Here is a 19,919-nt window from a genome sequence, read left to right on the forward strand (position 1 = left end):
AAGCTGCGTCCCGCGAGGTCTGGCACCCGATAACGCCCGCCTCGCTTATTGCCCCCGCTTCGGCGCTTCTCCGGTCGAGGGCACGCTCTGCCAAGGAAAACATGGACAGTCATTGGACCCTCAAACTCTTTCGGTTCTGGCGTCTGCCTGCCGTCCATTACCGCCAGTGGAGCGAATCGCGGCGCAAGTTCGAATATGAACCGCTGCTGCGCTCCGAGCTGTTCAGCGCCGAACAGATGGCACACCACGGCACCCTGCTGGCGCAGCAACATCGCCTGAGCCCGGGGAACACCGCCGATACCCTGCTGGCGCGCCTGGCTGACAACGAAGCGACCCTGGCCAGCAGCTGCCGGGCCCTGACGGCCGCGCCCCTGTCCTCGCGCCGCGCGACCCCGGCCGCCGAGTGGCTGCTGGACAACTACTACCTGGTGGAAGAGCAGATCCGCACCACCAAGACCCACCTGCCGCGTGGCTACAGCCGGCAATTGCCGCGCCTGGCCGAAGGCCAGTCGGCGGGTCTGCCACGGGTCTACGACATTGCCCTGGAAACCATTTCCCATGGCGATGGCCGGGTCGATGGTGACAGCCTGGGGCGCTTCGTCGAGTGTTATCAGAGCGTGATGCCGCTCAAGCTTGGCGAGCTGTGGGCGATTCCGATCATGTTGCGCCTGGCCCTGATCGAGAACCTGCGGCGCGTGGCCTCACGGGTCATGGCCAACTGGGATGACCGCAACCTGGCCAACGACTGGGCCGATCGCCTGATCGAAACCGCCGAGCAGGATGCCAAGAGCGTGGTGCTGACGGTGGCTGACATGGCGCGCTCGGGGCCGCCAATGACCTCCTCATTCGTCGCCGAACTGGCGCGCCGCCTGCAAGGGCAAAACGCCGCGCTGGTGCTGCCCCTGGCCTGGATCGAACAACTGCTGGGCGAGTCGGGGCTGAACATCGAGCGCCTGGTGCAACTCGACGCCCAGCAACAGGCTGCCGACCAGGTGTCGATCAGCAACAGCATCGCCAGCCTGCGCCTGCTCTCGGCCACCAACTGGCGTGAGTTCGTCGAGCGCATGAGCCACGTCGAACAGGTGCTGCGCAGCGACCCGGCGGGCCTGTATGAGCGCATGGACTTCGCCACCCGCGACCACTACCGGCACCGGGTCGAACGCCTGGCGCGGCAATGCTCGCTCAGCGAAGAACAGGTGGCGCGCATTGCCATCGACCTGAGCAACAGCCAGCCGCCACAGGACCCCGCCGCCGTGGCCAGCCATGTCGGTTACTACCTGGTCGGCCCCGGTCGCGGCGAGCTGGAGCAACGCATCGCAGCACGGGTGCCCCTGGCCCAGCGCTGGCAGCGCCTGCTGCAACGGGCGCCTTTGAGTTTCTTTCTGCTGCCGGTGGCGCTGCTGTCGCTGCTATTGGCCTGGTCCTTTATGCAGTCGGTGCATGAGGACGGACACGCGTTTTACCTGCTGGCCCTGCTGGCACTGCCGACCCTGCTGATGAGCAGCCGCCTGGCAATCGGCCTGATCAACTGGCTGGTGACCCTGACGGTGGCGCCCTGCATCCTGCCGCGCCTGGACTACAGCGAAGGCATCCCGGAGCAGGCGCGAACCCTGGTGGTAGTGCCGACCCTGATCGCCAACGCGGCGGATGTCGAAGAACTGGTCGAAGGCCTGGAAGTGCGCTTTCTGGCCAACCGCGACCCGCACCTGCACTTCGCCCTGCTCAGCGACTTCATGGACGCCGACAGCGAGGTGCTGCCCGAAGACGCCGGCTTGCTGCAACTGGCGCAGCAGTTGATCGAAGGCCTGAACCGCAAATACCCGGAGGCCGAGGCCGAGCGCTTCTTCCTCCTGCATCGTCCACGGCGCTGGAACCCGGCCGAGCGCAGCTGGATGGGTTATGAACGCAAACGCGGCAAGCTGGCGGAACTCAATGCGCTGCTGCGTGGCCAGGGGCGCGAGCGCTTCGCGCTGATCGTCGGCGATATCCAGGCCCTGCCCCGGGTCCAGTACGTGATCACCCTGGACACCGACACCCAATTGCCGCGCGATGTGGCCATGCAATGCATCGGCGCCATCGACCATCCGTTGAACCACCCGGTGTTCGACCCGCAGACCGGGCAGATCAGCGCCGGCTACGCGATCCTCCAGCCACGGGTCGGCATCAGCCTGCCGAGCACCGCGCGCTCGGCCTATGCCCGTCTGTTCGGCAGCGATGCCGGGGTCGATCCCTACACCCGCGCGGTGTCGGATGTGTACCAGGACCTGTTCGAACACGGCTCGTTTATCGGCAAAGGCATCTACGCCGTGGACGCCTTCGAGCATGCGTTGCAGGACTGTTTCCCGGATAACCGGGTGCTCAGCCACGACCTGATCGAGGGCTGCTACGCCCGCTCCGGGCTGCTCAGCGATGTGCAGCTGTTCGAGGAATACCCCTCGCGCTACAGCGCCGACGTCAAGCGCCGTCACCGCTGGATTCGCGGCGACTGGCAGTTGCTGCCGTGGCTGATGCCCTGGACACCCAAGGCCAGCGGCGGGCTCAAGCGCAACCGGCTCAGCGCCCTGGCCTGCTGGAAGATTTTCGATAACCTGCGCCGCAGCCTGGAACCCGCAGCGTTTCTGATCATGCTGCTGTGGGGCTGGTTCGGTGCCTCTGAGCCCGTGTCCTGGACCCTGGCAGTGTTGATGCTGGTGCTGATCCAGCCGCTGTGCAGCGCGTTGCAGGAACTGATGCACAAGACCGTCGACGTGCCGATCGAACAACACCTGGCTGCAGCCCTGCACACCTGCTCCCAACACTTCACCCGGGCCCTGCTGCCGCTGGTCTGGCTGCCCTATGAAACCTGGTACAGCCTGGATGCCATCGGCCGCACCCTGTGGCGCATGCTGCTGAGCAAACGCCGGCTGTTGCAGTGGCAACCGTCGCGGGAAGTCGAGCGCGGCCACGGCCATTCCCTGGCCGGGCAATACCGCAGCATGTGGATCGCTCCGCTACTGGCCCTGATGCTGCTGGCATTGCTGCAGCTGCCGGCGCTGCTCAGCGCCGGGCCCTTTATCCTGATGTGGCTGGCCAGCCCGGCCATTGCCTGGTGGCTGAGCCGACCGTCGCGGCGCGCCGAGTTTCATCCCTCCAGCACCGAACTGCGGTTTCTGCAAACCCTGGCCCGGCGCACCTGGGCCTTCTTCGACCAGTACGTGGGGCCGGCCGACAACTGGCTGCCACCGGACAATATCCAGGAGCAGCCGCTGTTCGCCGTGGCCCACCGCACCTCGCCGACCAACATGGGCATGGCCCTGCTGTCGCACCTGGCGGCCCACGACTTCGGCTACCTGAGCAGCGGCCGCCTGCTGCAACGCCTGGAACAGAGCCTGGCGAGCATGGCCCAGCTGGAACGCTATCGCGGACACTTCTACAACTGGTACGACACCCTGACCTGCAAACCCCTGCCGCCGCTGTATGTGTCGACGGTGGACAGCGGCAACCTGGCCGGCCTGCTGCTGACCCTGCGCCCGGGCCTGCTGACCCTGGCCGATGCGCCGCGGCATGACTTGCGCCTGGCCAGCGGCCTGGTGGATACCCTGGACGTGCTGCAGGACGCACTGAACACGGCCGGCCTCGACAGCCGCGAAATCGAGGTCCTGAGCCTGCAGGCCCGGGCGATGCAACACCGCCTGAGCCACAGCGCCAACGGCTCCAGCGCGCAGTTGCTGAGCCTGCTGGAGCAGATCAGCGCCCACGGGGCCAACAGCGCGCTCGAGGGCGACGCCGAGGTGCTGTTCTGGCGCGCCGAGCTGGCGGCGCAATGCCTGGACCTGCGCAGCGAACTGGAGCGTTTCGTGCTGCCCGCGCAACAGGATGGCAGCAACCTGCCACCCCTGAGCTGGCGTCAGTTGGCCGAACTTGACCTCAGCCTCTGGGTGCCCGAGCAGCAACCCCGGGTCAGTGCCGTCCGCGCCTTGGCCAGCCAGCGCCTGGCCACCCTGGAGCAATTGACCGACCAGATCAGCGACCTGGCCCGCATGGACTTCGGCTTCCTCTATGACCGTCAGCGCAACCTGTTCGTGATCGGTTACAACGCCGACGAACGCAAGCTCGACGCCGGTTACTACGATCTGCTGGCCTCGGAAGCGCGCCTGACCAACTTTGTGGTGATCGCCCAGGGCCAGTTGCCCCAGGAGGGCTGGTTCTCCTTGGGCCGCTTGCTGACCAGCAATGGCGGGATGCCGGTGCTGCTGTCTTGGTCCGGCTCGATGTTCGAATACCTGATGCCGATGCTAGTGATGCCCAACTACGAAGGCACTCTGCTGGACCAGACGTGCCGCGCCGCGGTCGCCCTGCAGATCGAGCACGGCAAGCAGCTGGGGATTCCCTGGGGGGTGTCCGAGTCGGGCTACAACACCCTGGATGCCCAGCTCAACTATCAGTACCGGGCCTTCGGCGTTCCCGGCCTGGGCCTCAAGCGCGGCCTGGGCGAAGACAGCGTGGTCGCGCCCTACGCCAGCGTGCTGGCGTTGATGGTGGCGCCCCAGGCGGCCTGCGATAACCTGCAACGCCTCAGCGAGCTGGGCCTGGCCGGGCGTTTCGGCCTGTATGAAGCGGTGGATTACACCGAGGCTCGCCTGCCGCGCGGGCAGAGCCAGGCCATCGTCCAATCCTTCATGGCCCACCACCAGGGCATGAGTCTGCTGTCCCTGACCTGGCTGTTGCTGGATCAACCGATGCAGCGGCGCTTTGAATCCGATCCGCAGTTCCAGGCCACCGCCCTGCTCTTGCAGGAGCGCGTACCGAAAACCGCCGCCCAGTACCTGCATGCCTCCAGTGCCCCGGCGGCCGATGAAGCGGCGAGGGTCAACGAGACCAAGCTGCGGGTGTTCACCGACCCCGACCGCAAGCGCCCGGCCCTGCAGCTGTTGTCCAACGGCCGCTACCACGTGATGGTCAGCAGCGCCGGCGGCGGCTACAGCCGTTGCAACGAACTGGCGGTGACCCGCTGGCATGAGGACAGCACCTGCGACAACTGGGGCATGTTCTGCTACCTGCGGGATGTGGCCAGCGGTGCTTTCTGGTCCGCCGCGCACCAGCCGACCCTGGGTCGCCCGGCAAGCTTCGAGGCGATTTTCACCGATGCCCGCGCCGAGTTCCGCGTGCGCGAACTGGACTTCGACACCCACAGCGAAATCGTCGTCTCACCCGAGGACGACATCGAACTGCGACGCCTGCACGTCACCAACCGCGGCCGCACCCGGCGTAGCATCGAGCTCACCAGCTACGCCGAAGTGGTGCTGGCCTCAGCCATCAGCGATGCCATGCACCCGGCGTTCAGTAACCTGTTCGTGCAGACCGAGCTGCTGGCGCCGTTGCAGGCGATCATCTGCACCCGCCGGCCGCGCTCCAATCATGAAACCCCGCCCTGGATGTGCCACCTGCTGGCCGCCCACGGTGTGGACATCGATGCCATTTCCTACGAAACCGACCGCGCGCGCTTTATCGGTCGTGGTCGCAGCGTGGTGGCGCCGGCGGCCATGGAACCGCAGATCGAGCAGTTGTCCGGCACCGCCGGGCCGGTGCTCGACCCGATTGTCGCGATCCGCTGCCGGATCACCCTGGATGCTGGGCAGACCGCAACCATCGACTTCGTGACCGGGGTCGCCCAGAGCCGCGACAGTTGCCTGCAACTGATCCACAAATACCGCGACCGGCACCTGGCCGACCGGGTCTTCGACCTGGCCTGGACCCACAGCCAGGTGCTGTTGCGCCAGCTCAATGCCTCCCTGGCCGATGCCCGGCTGTTCGAGCAGATGGCGGCGTCGATCATCTACGCCAACGCCACCCTGCGCGCCGAAAGCAGCCTGTTGCTGAGCAACCGCCGCAACCAGTCGGGGCTGTGGGGCCAGGCGATTTCCGGCGACCTGCCGATCGTCCTGCTGCAAGTCGGCGACCTGGCCAACATCGAGCTGGTGCAGCAGATGGTCAAGGCCCACGCCTATTGGCGGCAGAAGGGCCTGGCGGTGGACCTGGTGATCTGGAACGAAGACCAGGCCGGTTATCGCCAGCAATTGCAGGACCTGATCATGGGCCTGGTGACCTCCGGCAGCGAAGCCAGCCTGATCGACCGTCCCGGTGGCATCTTCGTGCGCCCGGCCCAGCAGCTGTCGAGCGAAGACCGCACGCTGATGCTGGCGGTGGCGCGCCTGGTGATCAACGACACCCGGGGCAGCCTCGCCGAGCAGGTCCAGCGCCGGCGCGCCGACCCGCTGCTGGCGCGCCTGGAACCGAACCTGGTGCGCCGCGAGCGCCTGACCCGGCAGCCGGTGGCGACGCAGATACCGCAACTGATCCTCGATACCCCCTTCGGCGGCTTCAGCCCCGATGGCCGCGAGTACATCATGACCCTGCACCCGGGCCAGCCGACCCCGGCGCCCTGGTGCAACGTGCTGGCCAACGCCCGGCTGGGCACGGTGATTTCCGAAAGCGGCGGGGCCTACACCTGGAACGAAAACGCCCACGAATATCGCCTCACGCCCTGGAACAACGACCCGGTCAGCGATCCCAGCGGCGAGGCGATGTACCTGCGCGACGAAGACAGCGGGCACTTCTGGTCGCCGACGCCCCAGCCATGCCCGGGCAGCGGCAGTTACCGCACGCGCCACGGTTTTGGCTACAGCGTGTTCGAGCATGAAGAAGACGGCATCCAATCCGAACTGTGGGTGTACGTGGCGCTCGACGCGCCGCTCAAGTTCTCGCGGCTGATCGTGCGCAACCGCAGCGGCCGGCCACGCCGGCTCTCGGCCACGCACTATGTGGAATGGGTGCTGGGGGACCTGCGCAGCCGCTCAGCGATGCACGTGGTGACCGAAAGCGACCCCTTCAGTGGCGCGCTGTTTGCGCGCAACGCCTACTCCATCGAGTTCGGCGCACGGGTGGCGTTTCTCGACACCGACGCCAGCGACCGCAGTTTCAGCGGCGACCGCACCGAGTTCATCGGCCGCAACGGCACCCTTGCCGCCCCGGCAGCCATGACCCGGGCCAAGTTGTCCGGGCGTTGCGGCGGGGCCTTCGACCCGTGCGCGGCGATGCAGGTCGGGCTTGAACTGGCTGACGGCGAAAGCCAGGAAATCGTCTTTCGCCTGGGTGCCGAACGCGATGCCAAGGCCGCGACCCGCCTGGTCCAGCAGTACCGCGGCAATCGCGCCGCCGCCCTGGAACTGGAAGCCGTGCACCAGCACTGGCGCAGCACCCTGGGCGCGATCCGGGTGACCACCCCGGAGCCGGCCCTGGACGTGCTGGTCAATGGCTGGCTGATGTACCAGGTGATCGCCTGCCGCTTCCTCGGGCGAAGCGGCTTTTACCAGTCCGGCGGCGCCATCGGCTTTCGCGACCAGTTGCAAGACAGCATGGCCATGCTCCACGCCGACCCGCAGGCCGCGCGCCAGCACCTGCTGCTGTGCGCCGCCCACCAGTACCCGGAAGGCGACGTGCAGCACTGGTGGCACCCACCGCAAAACCGTGGGGTGCGCACCGGCTGTTCGGACGACATGCTCTGGCTGCCCCTGGCCACCAGCCGTTATGTGCAGGTGACCGGCGACCGCAGTGTGCTGGAGGAAAAGGTCGGCTACATCGAAGGTCGCGCGTTGAACGCCGGCGAGGAGTCCTACTACGACCTGCCCGGCGTCTCGTCCCTGGAAGAAAGTCTCTACCACCACTGCCAGCGCGCCATCGAGCGCGGCCTGACCCAGGGCATCCACGGCCTGCCGTTGATGGGCACCGGCGACTGGAACGACGGGATGAACCGGGTCGGCGAACAGGGTCGGGGCGAAAGCATCTGGCTGGGTTTTTTCGGCCATGAAGTGCTGGAGCAATTCGCCGCCATCGCCCGGCTGCACGGCGATGGCGCCTTCGCCCAGCGCTGCCATGAGCAGGCAACCACCCTGCGCAGCGCCCTGGATCAGCACGCCTGGGACGGCGCCTGGTACCGCCGGGCCTATTTCGACGACGGCCAGGTACTGGGCTCGGCGGCGAACCAGGAATGCCGCATCGACTCCATCGCCCAAAGCTGGTCGGTGCTCAGCGGCGCCGCCAGCCCCGAGCGCCAGCAACAGGCCATGACCGCCCTCGACCAGCACCTGGTGCGGCGCGAGGCCGGGGTGGTGCTGCTGCTCGACCCGCCGTTCGACCAGGGCAGCCTGGACCCCGGTTACATCAAGGGCTACGTGCCCGGCGTACGCGAGAACGGCGGCCAATACACCCACGCCGCCGTATGGGCGAGCATGGCCTTCGCCCGCCTGGGTGACAGCGCCAAAGCCTGGGAACTGTTGCGCCTGATCAACCCGGTCAGCCGCCGCAGCGCCGCGCAAGTCGACATCTACAAGGTCGAACCCTACGTGATGGCCGCCGATGTCTACGGCGTGGCACCGCATACCGGGCGCGGCGGCTGGACCTGGTACACCGGCTCGGCGGGCTGGATGTACCGCCTGGCCGTCGAGTCGCTGCTGGGGCTGGTACGCAGCGGCGACACCCTGCGCTTCGAACCGGTGCTCCCCGGCGACTGGAGCGGCTACAGCCTGGACTACCGCTTCGGCGCCAGCCTGTACCGGATCGAGATCAGCCAGCAACCGGGCGCGCGGCACAGCATCAGCCTGGATGGCCAACCGCTGGCCGAGCCATTGCTGGCTTTGCACGACGACGGCCAGGAGCACCGAGTGCAGGTGATCTGCCCGGCCCCGCTGCGGCTCGACCACCCACAATCGTTAGGCACAACGGGCAGCGCCACAGCGTCGGTGCCAGGGCCATGAGGGATAACAGACAGCGACGCCGTTGTGGACTACCCTGACCAACCGGGAAATGGCTCCTGGGGAATGGCTTCTAAAAGGTGGCGCTGCATATGCTGGATGTACACAAGCCACACCAGAACTACCTGCTGGCCGCGCTCCCGGAGCCGGTCAAGCAGCGCCTGATCCCCGACCTGGAGCAGATCGCCCTGCCCCTGGGCAAGGTCCTGTACGAATCGGGGGACGTCCCGCGCTACGTGTACTTTCCCACCGACGCCATCGTGTCCCTGTTGTATGTGATGGAAAGCGGTGCCTCGGCGGAAATCGCCGTGGTCGGCAACGAAGGGCTGGTGGGCGTGTCATTGTTCATGGGCGGCGAAAGCACCCCGAGTCGGGCCATTGTGCAAAGCCCGGGACACGCCTTTCGCCTGCCCGGGCAACGGCTCAAGGACGAGTTCAACCGCCACGGCGAAATGCTCCTGCTGATGCTGCGCTACACCCAGTCGCTGATCACCCAGATGGCCCAGACCGCCGTCTGCAACCGCCACCACTCCATCGACCAGCAACTGTGCCGCTGGCTGCTCCTGTCCCTCGACCGCCTGCCCGGCAACCAACTGATCATGACCCAGGAACTGATCGCCAACATGCTCGGCGTGCGCCGCGAGGGCGTCACCGAAGCCGCCGGCAAGCTGCAACGCCTGGGAGTGATCGAGTACAGCCGAGGCCACATCACCGTGATCGACCGGCCCCAGCTCGAACAACTGAGCTGCGAGTGCTACGCCGTAGTGCGCAACGAAACCGCACGCCTGCTGCCCTATTTGCCGGCCCACCGTTTGGGCGGTTAGGGGCTCGGTGCTGTGGGAGCGCACCTTGCGCCTGGGGCGCAGTGTTGTGTGGGTGGAAGATCGGGGTTCTTTGCAGCATCGGGGAGGTTTTCAATAGCTGCGGGAAATGGGGTGAACATTGCCACGAGCGGGGCAGGTACAAACTGAGGTGGTTAGAATAATTGTGTTAAGCGTGCAGGTTCGTTTTGCTTGCTCAAGTCCAACAATCAGTTAAGGGCGATTTTATTTAAGAGTTACATAGGGCCGCAGCTCAACCCCAAACGCTGGTACCAAAAAATATAACGCATAGGAATTTAGAGCTGACCGAATACCCTATAAAGCCAGCCTCCTGAACTGATGACATTAGTTATAGAACACAACAGAAATTTACCCCCTCAACTTCCCGACAAACATCAATGTTTATTATCCCTAATAAAACGAGAGACACGCTCAACCTCCTCTTGCATTTCCCTGCTGGACACCACGCCAACTTCAAACTCTTTAATATGCTTCCTTAATTTTTCATTTCCAGTAAACATCAGGGGAACAGAATTATTTTTACCAATATATACAACAGAATAACAGTAAGGATTAGCCCCAATAGTGGTCGGTTGTTTAAAGAGGCTTGCAAATATGCTATTGCGCAATGCTTTCCGATCGATCGGTTCGCACATCGGGTGCGATGAGTAGATATCATGAATTTTTCCAGAAGACCTCTCAAGTTCCTCAATCGTAACACCTCTCCCTAGAGGGACGTTTTTTGCTGATGGTTTTCGACCTACGGCTTCGAGCTGAACTATCCAGCCTGAATTGTCGTGCGAAGTACATTCGCAGTCACAGCTTATCAAATAAAGATTTTCTGCTCTTTTATTCCATGACATGGAGATACGGGGGGATTCGCACGCTTTATTCAACTTAACCGAAAGTGCGGTTATTTCCACAGAGCATTCGCCACCCCTATTGCAAACTGCATTATATTTTGAACCATTCCCTTCACCCCTCAACAACTCATTACAAAGACCCACTCCACTCCAGATAGCGGCCATACAGATAAATGCATATTTTAATATTTTATTAGAGATCACCGACATTTCGATTGCTAACTCCCTTGAGTAGTCAAAAAATCGATCTCCACCTGAAGCTACTGCGTGAAAATATCGAGCGAAAGCGTGCTTTTACTCGACTCTGAAGATTGGAGAGTACAACTAGAACGCGACATTTTCTCAGCGCTACACCTCGCCGTCCGAACAACTATAGGAACGGTTATGTTATCTGCAAGAGCACAGATTTCAGCATAGGTTGGACTATTACACTGAGCGTTAAATCCGAGGAGATTTGCCTGAAGCCAACGCGCAGCAAGCGGGGAGTATCTGTCCGCGTCAGATTGAGTCTCAACGAATAGCACCAGCATTGGACTTCCTATATGTAACGCTTGGCGCCTTACCAGTAATGCATCGAACTCCGCCATGGTCTTAATTCCTTTCTGTGAGCGCCAACTGAATATTCTTGGAATATTTGTCGCGCCCCCTACGAGCTTAAGCTTGTCGCCTTCGTCAAATATGGCAATTGACTGAACTTCTGCCTGCCCCTCTTGCCACCCCCATATAATTTGGGTTCCATCCTTGAGTCTTACTGAACTTGGTGGATTCTGTTGAAACCCAGAAACCACTCTACTCGTCACAGAGAGTTTCACCCTTGAATCCACATCAAACATGAAACCATGATTATTTCTTGTAAACCCTCTTATTTGCAGCATCAACGATGAGTGACTTATTACAGAACGATTGCGCTCAACACTCAAACTATTTACAAGCAAAGGGAGGGACTCGGAATTCTTTCCATCCCTCATTGGCTCAACAAACTCCGCACATGAGTTGTCATATGCAAAGAAAAATAAAACAGCACTAAAAAACACTCTACGCCGCACCCAACTCATGCCTCAGCCTCAAGCGCGTTAATAAAATATCAAACACAAGATCTCCAACCTCAGAGAACTCACCACTATCAGCGGCCCCTTTTATCAATTAATCTTCTAAGGCAGCATCCAATTATTGCTTCACTTAGCTCGCTAGATTTATTCAAGCCACAACCAGCCGAAGGAGATTTCATTTAAATAGATAATACTTCTCGCCTGCGCTAAATCTGCAGCCTATAGATCACCTCTAGCGAATCAAGTAGTTACTCCAATCACACTTAACTCCCCCACCATCGCCCTGCAACGAATAACCGCCCCCTACCGGGTATAACACTTGATCCAACAACAGAATGGGAGTGCTATAACTAATGATATCACCCACCTTGGACCTAACATTTGGATCAATATTTAACTCTCGTAGCAACATGCCGTTTCCCGCTACGCACGCCTCAAGTAAAACCAAGCTTCCCTCATAATCTCGCCATGACGAAATTCGATCCATTTTCCTTACAAGCTCGCCTGCGGAGTTATACACCGCAATACTGGCCACAAGCTCGCGCCCCTCGCCATCGCCAACAAAATAGCCATCCCTGATAAATACGACATAATAACTCCCGCCCAACAACCGCACAGAAATTGGCTTCAAGTCCTTATTAACACCTTCCTTCAATCCAACTTCACCACGCACTTTGAACTCATACATCTTAGACGAAAGACAGTGAATGGAAAGTGGCAATGCGTTAGTAATCTTATAACTGCCCTCTCTATCTGAATCATCAGATTCGCTTTGAGAGCCCAACGGCGGATAACTTTTAAACAGCCTGAAGGTGCTTATTGAAAACCCATCATCATTGGCTATTGTTGCGTTGCGCCTCAGACTATCCGCACACAATTCAGCTTCATCACCAGTTGGTACAAGAGCAGCATAAGCCCTCACCTCCCCCCCTAGGAGCAATGTAAAAAAAGCTATCGAGATGAACATTTTAATATTCACTGCTTGATCTCTTTTAATTTTGGAGAAAAGCCCGCCACATGAAGATGATGGTAATGCCCTGGATAGTGAACAGTGCGCGACAGAAGCTTCTGCGTCCCATTTTTTGTATATTTCCATGCGTAATGCGTCCTCCAACCAAACTTAAATAGCGCCTCATTAAGGCTATTCTGCCTTTCTTCATCCAGGAAGCTCACATCATTTGCCACGTTAAGATGAGTTGAGACACTCCAGTTATTATCAAGCCGCATAAATTTGAAATCTCCATTTTCTCCATTTATATGAGATACACTTTCTCCGGGCGTCCCATCTACGTCACTGAAGCCCGTTGACGCAACATCATCATATCCAACCTCCATCAAGGCTCCGATCAACGCAGCGAGCGCTGTTTGATTTAAAAACCTTCTACTTGTATCAACAAACCGAAACCCAAAGTGACTAGCAGGATTGGCCCCAAGCGTGGCGACATCCATCAAATATATGAAATCAGTTCCCGCTATTCCTTTCTTTATCCAGCGCACTGCCTTCTGACCGATAAAAACACCAAAGTCATGCTCCTTATTATCGGATGAAATATAAATATACCTTGCATCTTTCATTCTTTCGGCTTCGAGCCCAACAGGGACTAAGCGCTCAATAAGACCTGTGCTCTGGTAAATGCGATAAGTCACCATTGCGTCTGGAGTCGCAAGTCTTCCCACCAACCCAATCGGATGAAAGTGATAAACCTTCGCCCCCTCTGGCAACCCAACATCCGCGGCCACCTCCCCCCACCAACGTAATTTCATTACGCAGTTCTTTTCCGCTTTCACATTGTCCATGGCCCACTTGCCGAGCTTGACCGCGATCTCGGAGATCACGCCGTACTTGCCGGCCCAGGACGGGACGTGCCATTCGCTGGTGTGATAGGCAATCAAGCCTCCCAGGCGCTTTGCAAGCGCTCGGTTCTGCAAGGCGGCGTCCAGGTTTTCTTCACTGAGTTCGCCCTGGTTGTTCAAGCCCATGAGTTGGCGGATGTGTTTGAAGAATGGGGTTTCTTCGGGTCGCTGGCCGCCTCTGAGGAAGTCGACGAAGGCGCTGGCGGTGCCGTCCCACCAGGTTCCGGCTTGGTTACTGGCGGCGTCGACGACGTCGAAGCCGGGCCAATGCCAGGGGGTCAGGCGGCGGTCGGTGTCTTTGGCCCAGCCGTGGACGATGGAGCCGTCTGCTGCCAGGACTTGGACATTGACCCAGCTCTGCTGGTGGTCATCCTGCTGCACGGTGGTGTGGCGGGTGATGCCCGTGGTCCAGTCTGTCGCCAGGTCGATGACCGAGGGGGCATCGTCTCTGGGTTCGGCTTTGATCGGGTCGCCCTGGCGCAGCCGCACCAGGGTCCAGTGCTGTTTCGGCAGGTTTTCGGCGTAACGGCGGCTGTCGAGCAGAAAGCGCGGCACATCCTCGGCGCTGAAGATTTCCAGGTGCAGCATGGGGCGCGTGGCCGGCTGGTTGGCCAGCAAGGTGTCGGAGCTGGAGACTTGCTGGCCCAGGTGGCCGATGACCTCGCCCATGCTGAGCGGAATCGGTGGCGCAGGGATCTCGATGTTGTCGAAGGCGGCGGGTGCGCTGAACGCGTCCAACTCCTCCAGATACACCCGACCCGGAACCGGCAGCTCAGTGATTTGAACGCCGTCCGGTTGGGTGGCAATACCGCCCTCGACAATGCGCCGGACCAGGCCCCATTTATCATTCCCTGCCATGGGCTCGATTTCGATCACTGAGCCGCGGACCAGTATTCCCAGTTCGGTGCTGCTATCCAGCGCCCTGACCGTTAGCCCCTCAATCAGTTGGTCGTTCAGGGTCCACTGGTTTTTGGTCTTCAGGCCGGCGCGGTGCCGTTTTTTGGGCCACCACTTGGGCGTTCGGTCGGGGGTTGCCTGGTAGCTCGCGCCATCGGCCAGGTGCATATAAAGGCTGTACAGGACAAGCTCCGGCGGCGATATGACGGCGGCGGGCTTGCACATCGGGGGCTGCGGCTTGGGTTGGCTGCCGAGCACGACGGTTGCGATCGGCGGCTCGCCGCCAAACCAGCGATTGGGCAAGGTTGTGGGCAGGCGGTCCAGGCTGTAGAGGGGGAGCCAGGGCTCAGCCACGGGTTCGCGTGTCCAGGTGGCGGCCGAGGGCGGCTGGATGCGGACCTTGGCCCAGCCGTTTTGCAGTTCCATCAGTGCGACGCGTGCGTACAGCGGCAGCCAACCGACGGTGGGGCCGTGGGCTCGGGTTGCCAGTCGGGTGCCGTAGTCGGGTTCGACGGTGGCTGACGCTAAATCGTCGTCGCTGGCGGGGGCCGGCAGAGGGGGTGCTTGCAGACGGTGACGGACCAGGACAAAGCCGGTGGAGTAAGGTCGCAACACAGCCGTGGCCTGGGCTTCTTGACCTTCATCGGCATTAGCGAGCGGTTCGGCACCGGCCTTCAGAGGTGTATCGGCCACCGGCGTGGCATCCGGGTAATGCTCATCGATTCGGTAGGCGACGATCTCTCCGTCGGCCACGCATTGCACCCCCTCCTCGGTGGCAAACACGTTGGCCGTGCCACGGTCGAAATGGATGCCGCCGTGAAAGTGGCCATTGTTGCCCAGGGGGAAATGGCCACCGTCCGCAAGCGCCAACCCGGCGTAGGCGTCCTGGACATCCGCAAAGGCTTTGCCGTCCTTGGCGTTGAAGGGGTAGCCCATTCGCGAGGTGGGTTTGGGGGCAACGGTCATCCTTGATGTGCTCCAACGGGTTCAACGGGTGAACTGCCAGACCCAGCTCTCGCCATAGGCGTGCGAGCTGGTCCCGGCTGCGGGAATCTAAGGCCCGGATCGAGAGCGGGGCTATAAGGTGAGTCTGAAACTCAGCCGCCGGTCTTTTGGCCTTCCCCTCTTCGCCACACTCTGTGCTGTAGCGAACAGACCCGCTGCCGGATGTTGCCCACACTGCATCACCACTCATCCTCTGCTACCTGATGCGCTACAGGACCTTCGCATGCCAGCCACCGTGATCCGCAGCGCACACAATCAGCTGATCCAGGGTTTGCCCCCGGGGCAGCGCCTGAGTGTGCTGGCCCATTGCGAAACCGTGGAGCTGAGTTTCGGCAAGGTTTTGTGCGAGGCACGCCAGCCGCTGGAGCACCTGTATTTTCCGCAGACCGCGTTTATCTCCCTGGTGGCGTCCCTGCGCGGCCACCCGCCGCTGGAGATGGGCCTGACCGGCAACGAGGGGGTGCTTGGGGCCAGTGTGCTGCTGGGGGTCGAGACGGCGCCGTTGCGCGCGGTGGTCCAGGGCGCCGGTAGTTGCCTGCGCATGGGCCTGGGCCAGTTGCCCCTGGCCCTGGCCGCCAACCCGCTGTTGCGCGCGGCGCTGGATCGCAGCCTGTATCGCCTGCTGCTGCAACTGTCGCAAACGGCGGTGTGCACGCACTTTCATGAAATCGAGCCGCGCCTGGCGCTGTGGCTGCTGATGATTCACGACCGCGCCCACGCCGACCATTTCCACCTGACCCATGAGTTCCTCGGCAATATGCTCGGTGTGCGGCGCAGCGGCGTGACCGTGGCCGCCGGGGTCTTGCAGCAGCGGAAGCTGATCCGCTACAGCCGTGGCGAGATCACCATCCTCGACCGCACGGGGCTGGAAGCGGCCGCCTGCGAGTGCTACGCCACGCTGAATCGACAAACGCCGTAGGCCCATTGCCCGATTCTGGACAAGGTCCAGGCAATCGCAGTGCCACTATGTGCGCTAACAGACAGACAAGACCCGGGCGCCCCTCCAGACTGTCGCGACAGGTATACGGCACAGGCCTTGATGCCTCGCCGGCACTGGTCGCGACACACCGCCTGGCCCCAACAATTTTAGTGAACCAAGCCCATGGAAAGCGAAGACAAGCGCCGGATCACGGAATCGCTGACCCGGCGTGCCGGGGAGAGTCCGAGTGCCCCGCAGGTCGCCGCCGCCACGGTGTCGACCCTGCAGGCTATGGACGCCGCCCTGACGCCTATCATCGGCCAGCGCGGAGTCGCCGCCCTCTACAGGCGCAGCCTGTTCCTCTGCACGCCCGGCTGCGACGGCCTGACGGCGGTGCTTGAAAACGTGCACAGCATGATGGAGCTGGCGCCGCTGGAGCAGTTTCTGGCTGGGCAACACAGCGCCGACACCTTCACCGCCAGCGTCACGCTCCTGACCACGTTCAACGAGTTGCTCGCCACCCTGGTCGGCCCCTCGCTCACCGAACGTCTGCTTCGTTCTGTGTGGGAACACTCTTTTAGCGGTACAGCCCCGCAGGACATTTCGCCATGAGCAGCAAAGTGACAATCAACCGCCTGGCTACCGGGGTTCCAGGCCTGGATGAAGTACTGGGCGGCGGGCTGCCGGAGTTCTCCTTCAACCTGATCGCCGGTCCCCCAGGCTGCGGCAAGACCACTCTGGCCCACCAGATGATGTTCGCCCTGGCCACGCCGGAACGCCCGGCGCTGTACTTCACCGTGCTCGGCGAGCCGCCGCTGAAGATGCTACGCTACCAGCAGCAGTTCGACTTTTTCGACAGCGAGTCGGTCAACCATTCGGTGCGCTACATCAACCTGGCGGACGACACCCTGGCCGGCGACCTGGACGAAGTGCTGCGGCGCATCGTCGCCGAAGTCGAGGCCCATGGCCCGGCGCTGGTGTTCGTCGACTCGTTCCGTTCGGTGGTGCTGGCCAGCCGCACCCAGGACAACCCCAACAACAACCTGCCGCAGTTCGTGCAACAGCTGGGCATGTTGATGACCACCTGGCAGGCCACCACCTTCCTGATTGGCGAGTACTTCACCGAGACCGACACCAACCCGATCTTCACCGTGGCCGACGGCCTGATCTGGCTGCGCCAGAGCGTCCAGCGCAACTCCATGGTGCGCAAGATGGAAATCATGAAGATGCGCGGCCAGCCGACCCTGCCCGGCCTGCACAGTTTTCGCATCAGCCAGGCCGGGGTGAAGATCTTCTCCCCGAGCGCCTGTCACAGCCCGGCACCCGGGGCACTGAGCCCGCAGCCGTTGAGCGAGCGCCTGCCGATGGGCGTGCCGGGCCTCGACGAGATGCTCGGCGGCGGCCTGCCCCGAGGTTATTCACTGCTGGTGGCCGGCCCGTCCGGCTCGGGCAAGAGCATCCTGGCCGCGACCTTCCTTGCCGAAGGCGCGCGCCGGGGCGAGACCGGGGTGATCGCGGTGTTCGAACAACACCCCAATCGCTCCCATAACCCGGGCCTGATGCAGTTGATCGAGTCGGGCCAGGTTGGTCTGGTGGACAGCCGCGCGCCGGACCTGTCGATCGATGAGATCGTCCACCTGCTGCTGGACGAGATCCATCGGCTCAAGGCAACCCGGGTGGTGATCGATTCGCTGTCCGGGTTCGAGCTGGCCCTGGCGCCGACCTTCCGCGAGGACTTTCGCGAGTCGCTGTCGCGCCTGGTCAGCGCCATGGCCCAGGCCGGGGTCAGCGTGCTGATGACCTCGGAACTGGAAGACCGCTACACCGATTTGCGCTTCAGCCCCTACGGCACGGCCTTCATGACCGACGCCATCATCGTCCAGCGCTACATCGAGGTCGACAGCCGCCTGCTGCGGGTGATGGCAGTGGTCAAGGTGCGGGCCAGCACTCACTCCGACCAGTTGCGTCTGTATGACATCGATGACCGCGGGATCCGCATCGGCCAGATGCTGCCCGACCGTGAAGGGTTGCTGGGTGGCCGGCCATCGCGCAAATCGGCGGTGGACGTGCCCTTGCCCCTGCACAGCCTCCCTGAGCAGTGAGCGGCACTTATGAACGATGCCCGCAGCGATAACCCGCGCTCACTGACTGCCGCTCAGCAAGAGCTGGCGCAGTTGCGGGTGCAGACGCTGGAAGTGCGGGCGACCCTGGCACGCCTGCAGGATGAGGTGGTGCAGGCGCAGCGCGGCCCGGCGAATACGTTGCTGGAGGCCAACCAGGAACTGGTGATCCGCCTGCTGCGGGCTCAGGACGAGGCGCAGACGGCGGCCAAGGCGCTGCACGAGATCTCCCACTCGATCGGCATCGATGACCTGACCAACCTGCCCAACCGCCGGCAATTGCTCACCCGCATCGAACACGCCATCGCCAACGCAGTGCGCCTGGGTGATGGCTTTGCCCTGCTGTTTCTCGACCTCAACGACTTCAAGGTGATCAACGATCGCCTTGGCCATGGGGTAGGCGATGCGATGCTCAAGCAAGTCGCGCAGTGCCTCAAGGCCTCGGTTCGCGAGACCGACACCGTGAGCCGCTACGGCGGCGACGAGTTCCTGATCCTGCTCAATAACGTGTCGCGCAAGGCCGATGCGACCCGGGTCGTGGAAAAAATCATCAGTTCCCTGAGTACGCCGTACCACGTCGGCCAGCACGAGTTGAGCCTGAAGGTCAGCATCGGCATCTGCCTGTACCCCGATGACGCCGAGCACCCGCAGCAACTGATCGACCAGGCCGACGCCGCCATGTATCGGGCCAAGCGCCAGGGCAGCGGCGGTTTCGAGTTTCACGACCCACACCTGCTGCCGGGCATCGCCCTGCCAGCGCCTTTCGGTGACATCAGCCACGACCGGCGTGGGAATGAAGCGGAACACCTGCATATCGGGCAATTGCGCGAGGCCAACGAGCAGCTGGTGATGGCCGCCCTCAGCGCCCAGCAGCTGCAATCGGGGGCCGAACAGGCGTTTCTGCAGCAGAAGGACCTGTTGGCCAAGGTCGCCCATGAACTGCGAAACCCCTTGACCCCGCTGAGCCTGACGGCCGGCATGCTGTTGCGCCTCAAGCATGAGGAGCTGCCGCGGATCCAGGCGATCATCGAGCGCCAGGTGCGGCATATGTCGCGGCTGGTGGAAGACCTGGTGGACGTGTCCCGGGTCAGTGCCGGCAAGTTGCGCCTGGACCGGCAGCCGATCGACCTCGGCGTGATCATCACCGAGGCCCTGGAAACCTGCCATGAGGCAATGGAACTGCGCCGGCAGCAGATCAGGGTGCAACTGCCGAAACAGGAAATCCCCGTCAACGGCGACTCGCTGCGCCTGGCGCAGATCTTCGGCAACCTGTTGGGCAATGCCTCCAAGTACACACCGCTGGAAGGTGAGATCGCGCTTTCGGTGCATGTCGTCGAGGGGGCCGTGGAAGTCATCATCAGCGACACCGGGATCGGCATCTCGGCCGCCATGCTGCCTTTTATCTTCGAGCCCTATGTGCAGGATGTGCACGCCATGAAGTTCGATGGCGGTGGGCTCGGCATCGGCCTGACGGTGGTCCGCGAACTGGTGCTGGCCCACGACGGCCACGTCTCGGCCCACAGTGCCGGGCCGGGCCTGGGCAGTCAGTTCGTGGTCAAGTTGCCGCTGCTGGGGTGCACAGTCGAAGCCTGAAACCCCACA

At 62.1% G+C, this 19,919-nt stretch carries 9 protein-coding genes; 6 read left to right on the top strand and 3 right to left on the bottom strand.

Annotated elements, in window-relative coordinates:
* Positions 1–101: 101 nt before the first annotated feature.
* Positions 102–8,792: a glycoside hydrolase family 94 protein gene (locus JFU57_RS30180; protein WP_201131785.1), complete on the top strand. Its 8,691-nt coding sequence runs from the start codon at positions 102–104 to the stop codon at positions 8,790–8,792.
* A gap of 89 nt (positions 8,793–8,881) precedes the next feature.
* Positions 8,882–9,613, top strand: coding sequence for a Crp/Fnr family transcriptional regulator (locus JFU57_RS30185; RefSeq protein WP_201131786.1), 732 nt, complete (start codon positions 8,882–8,884; stop codon positions 9,611–9,613).
* A gap of 392 nt (positions 9,614–10,005) precedes the next feature.
* Here the strand turns inward: JFU57_RS30185 and JFU57_RS30190 are convergent, their stop codons facing one another.
* The 3 genes from JFU57_RS30190 to JFU57_RS30200 all read right to left on the bottom strand — a co-directional run bounded on the left by JFU57_RS30190 (position 10,006) and on the right by JFU57_RS30200 (position 15,239).
* The gene (locus JFU57_RS30190; protein ID WP_201131787.1) at positions 10,006–10,683 is read right to left on the bottom strand and encodes a hypothetical protein; all 678 of its coding nucleotides are present in this window, start codon (positions 10,681–10,683) and stop codon (positions 10,006–10,008) included.
* A 1,071-nt stretch (positions 10,684–11,754) separates the two neighbouring features.
* The gene (locus tag JFU57_RS30195; protein WP_201131788.1) at positions 11,755–12,501 is read right to left on the bottom strand and encodes a hypothetical protein; all 747 of its coding nucleotides are present in this window, start codon (positions 12,499–12,501) and stop codon (positions 11,755–11,757) included.
* Entirely contained in the window at positions 12,498–15,239 is a 2,742-nt protein-coding gene (locus JFU57_RS30200) for a hypothetical protein (protein ID WP_201131789.1), read from the bottom strand. Before JFU57_RS30200 ends, JFU57_RS30195 begins: the two co-directional genes overlap by 4 nt.
* Positions 15,240–15,501: 262 nt before the next feature.
* On the opposite strand from JFU57_RS30200, the gene JFU57_RS30205 reads away from it, so the two are divergent.
* The 4 genes from JFU57_RS30205 (at position 15,502) to JFU57_RS30220 (ending at position 19,910) form a co-directional block, all read left to right on the top strand.
* A complete protein-coding gene (locus JFU57_RS30205; protein WP_201131790.1) occupies positions 15,502–16,197 on the top strand; it encodes a Crp/Fnr family transcriptional regulator in 696 nt (231 codons plus the stop codon).
* Between the two features lie 183 nt (positions 16,198–16,380).
* Complete coding sequence (locus JFU57_RS30210; protein ID WP_242487377.1) at positions 16,381–16,809, top strand: hypothetical protein; 429 nt, start codon at positions 16,381–16,383, stop codon at positions 16,807–16,809.
* Positions 16,806–18,299, top strand: coding sequence for an ATPase domain-containing protein (locus JFU57_RS30215; protein ID WP_201131791.1), 1,494 nt, complete (start codon positions 16,806–16,808; stop codon positions 18,297–18,299). Before JFU57_RS30210 ends, JFU57_RS30215 begins: the two co-directional genes overlap by 4 nt.
* Positions 18,300–18,308: 9 nt before the next feature.
* The gene (locus JFU57_RS30220) at positions 18,309–19,910 is read left to right on the top strand and encodes a diguanylate cyclase domain-containing protein (RefSeq protein WP_201131792.1); all 1,602 of its coding nucleotides are present in this window, start codon (positions 18,309–18,311) and stop codon (positions 19,908–19,910) included.
* The last annotated feature ends 9 nt before the right edge of the window (positions 19,911–19,919 follow it).

It is taken from the genome of Pseudomonas sp. TH07 (genome assembly GCF_016651285.1).
Lineage (GTDB): Bacteria > Pseudomonadota > Gammaproteobacteria > Pseudomonadales > Pseudomonadaceae > Aquipseudomonas.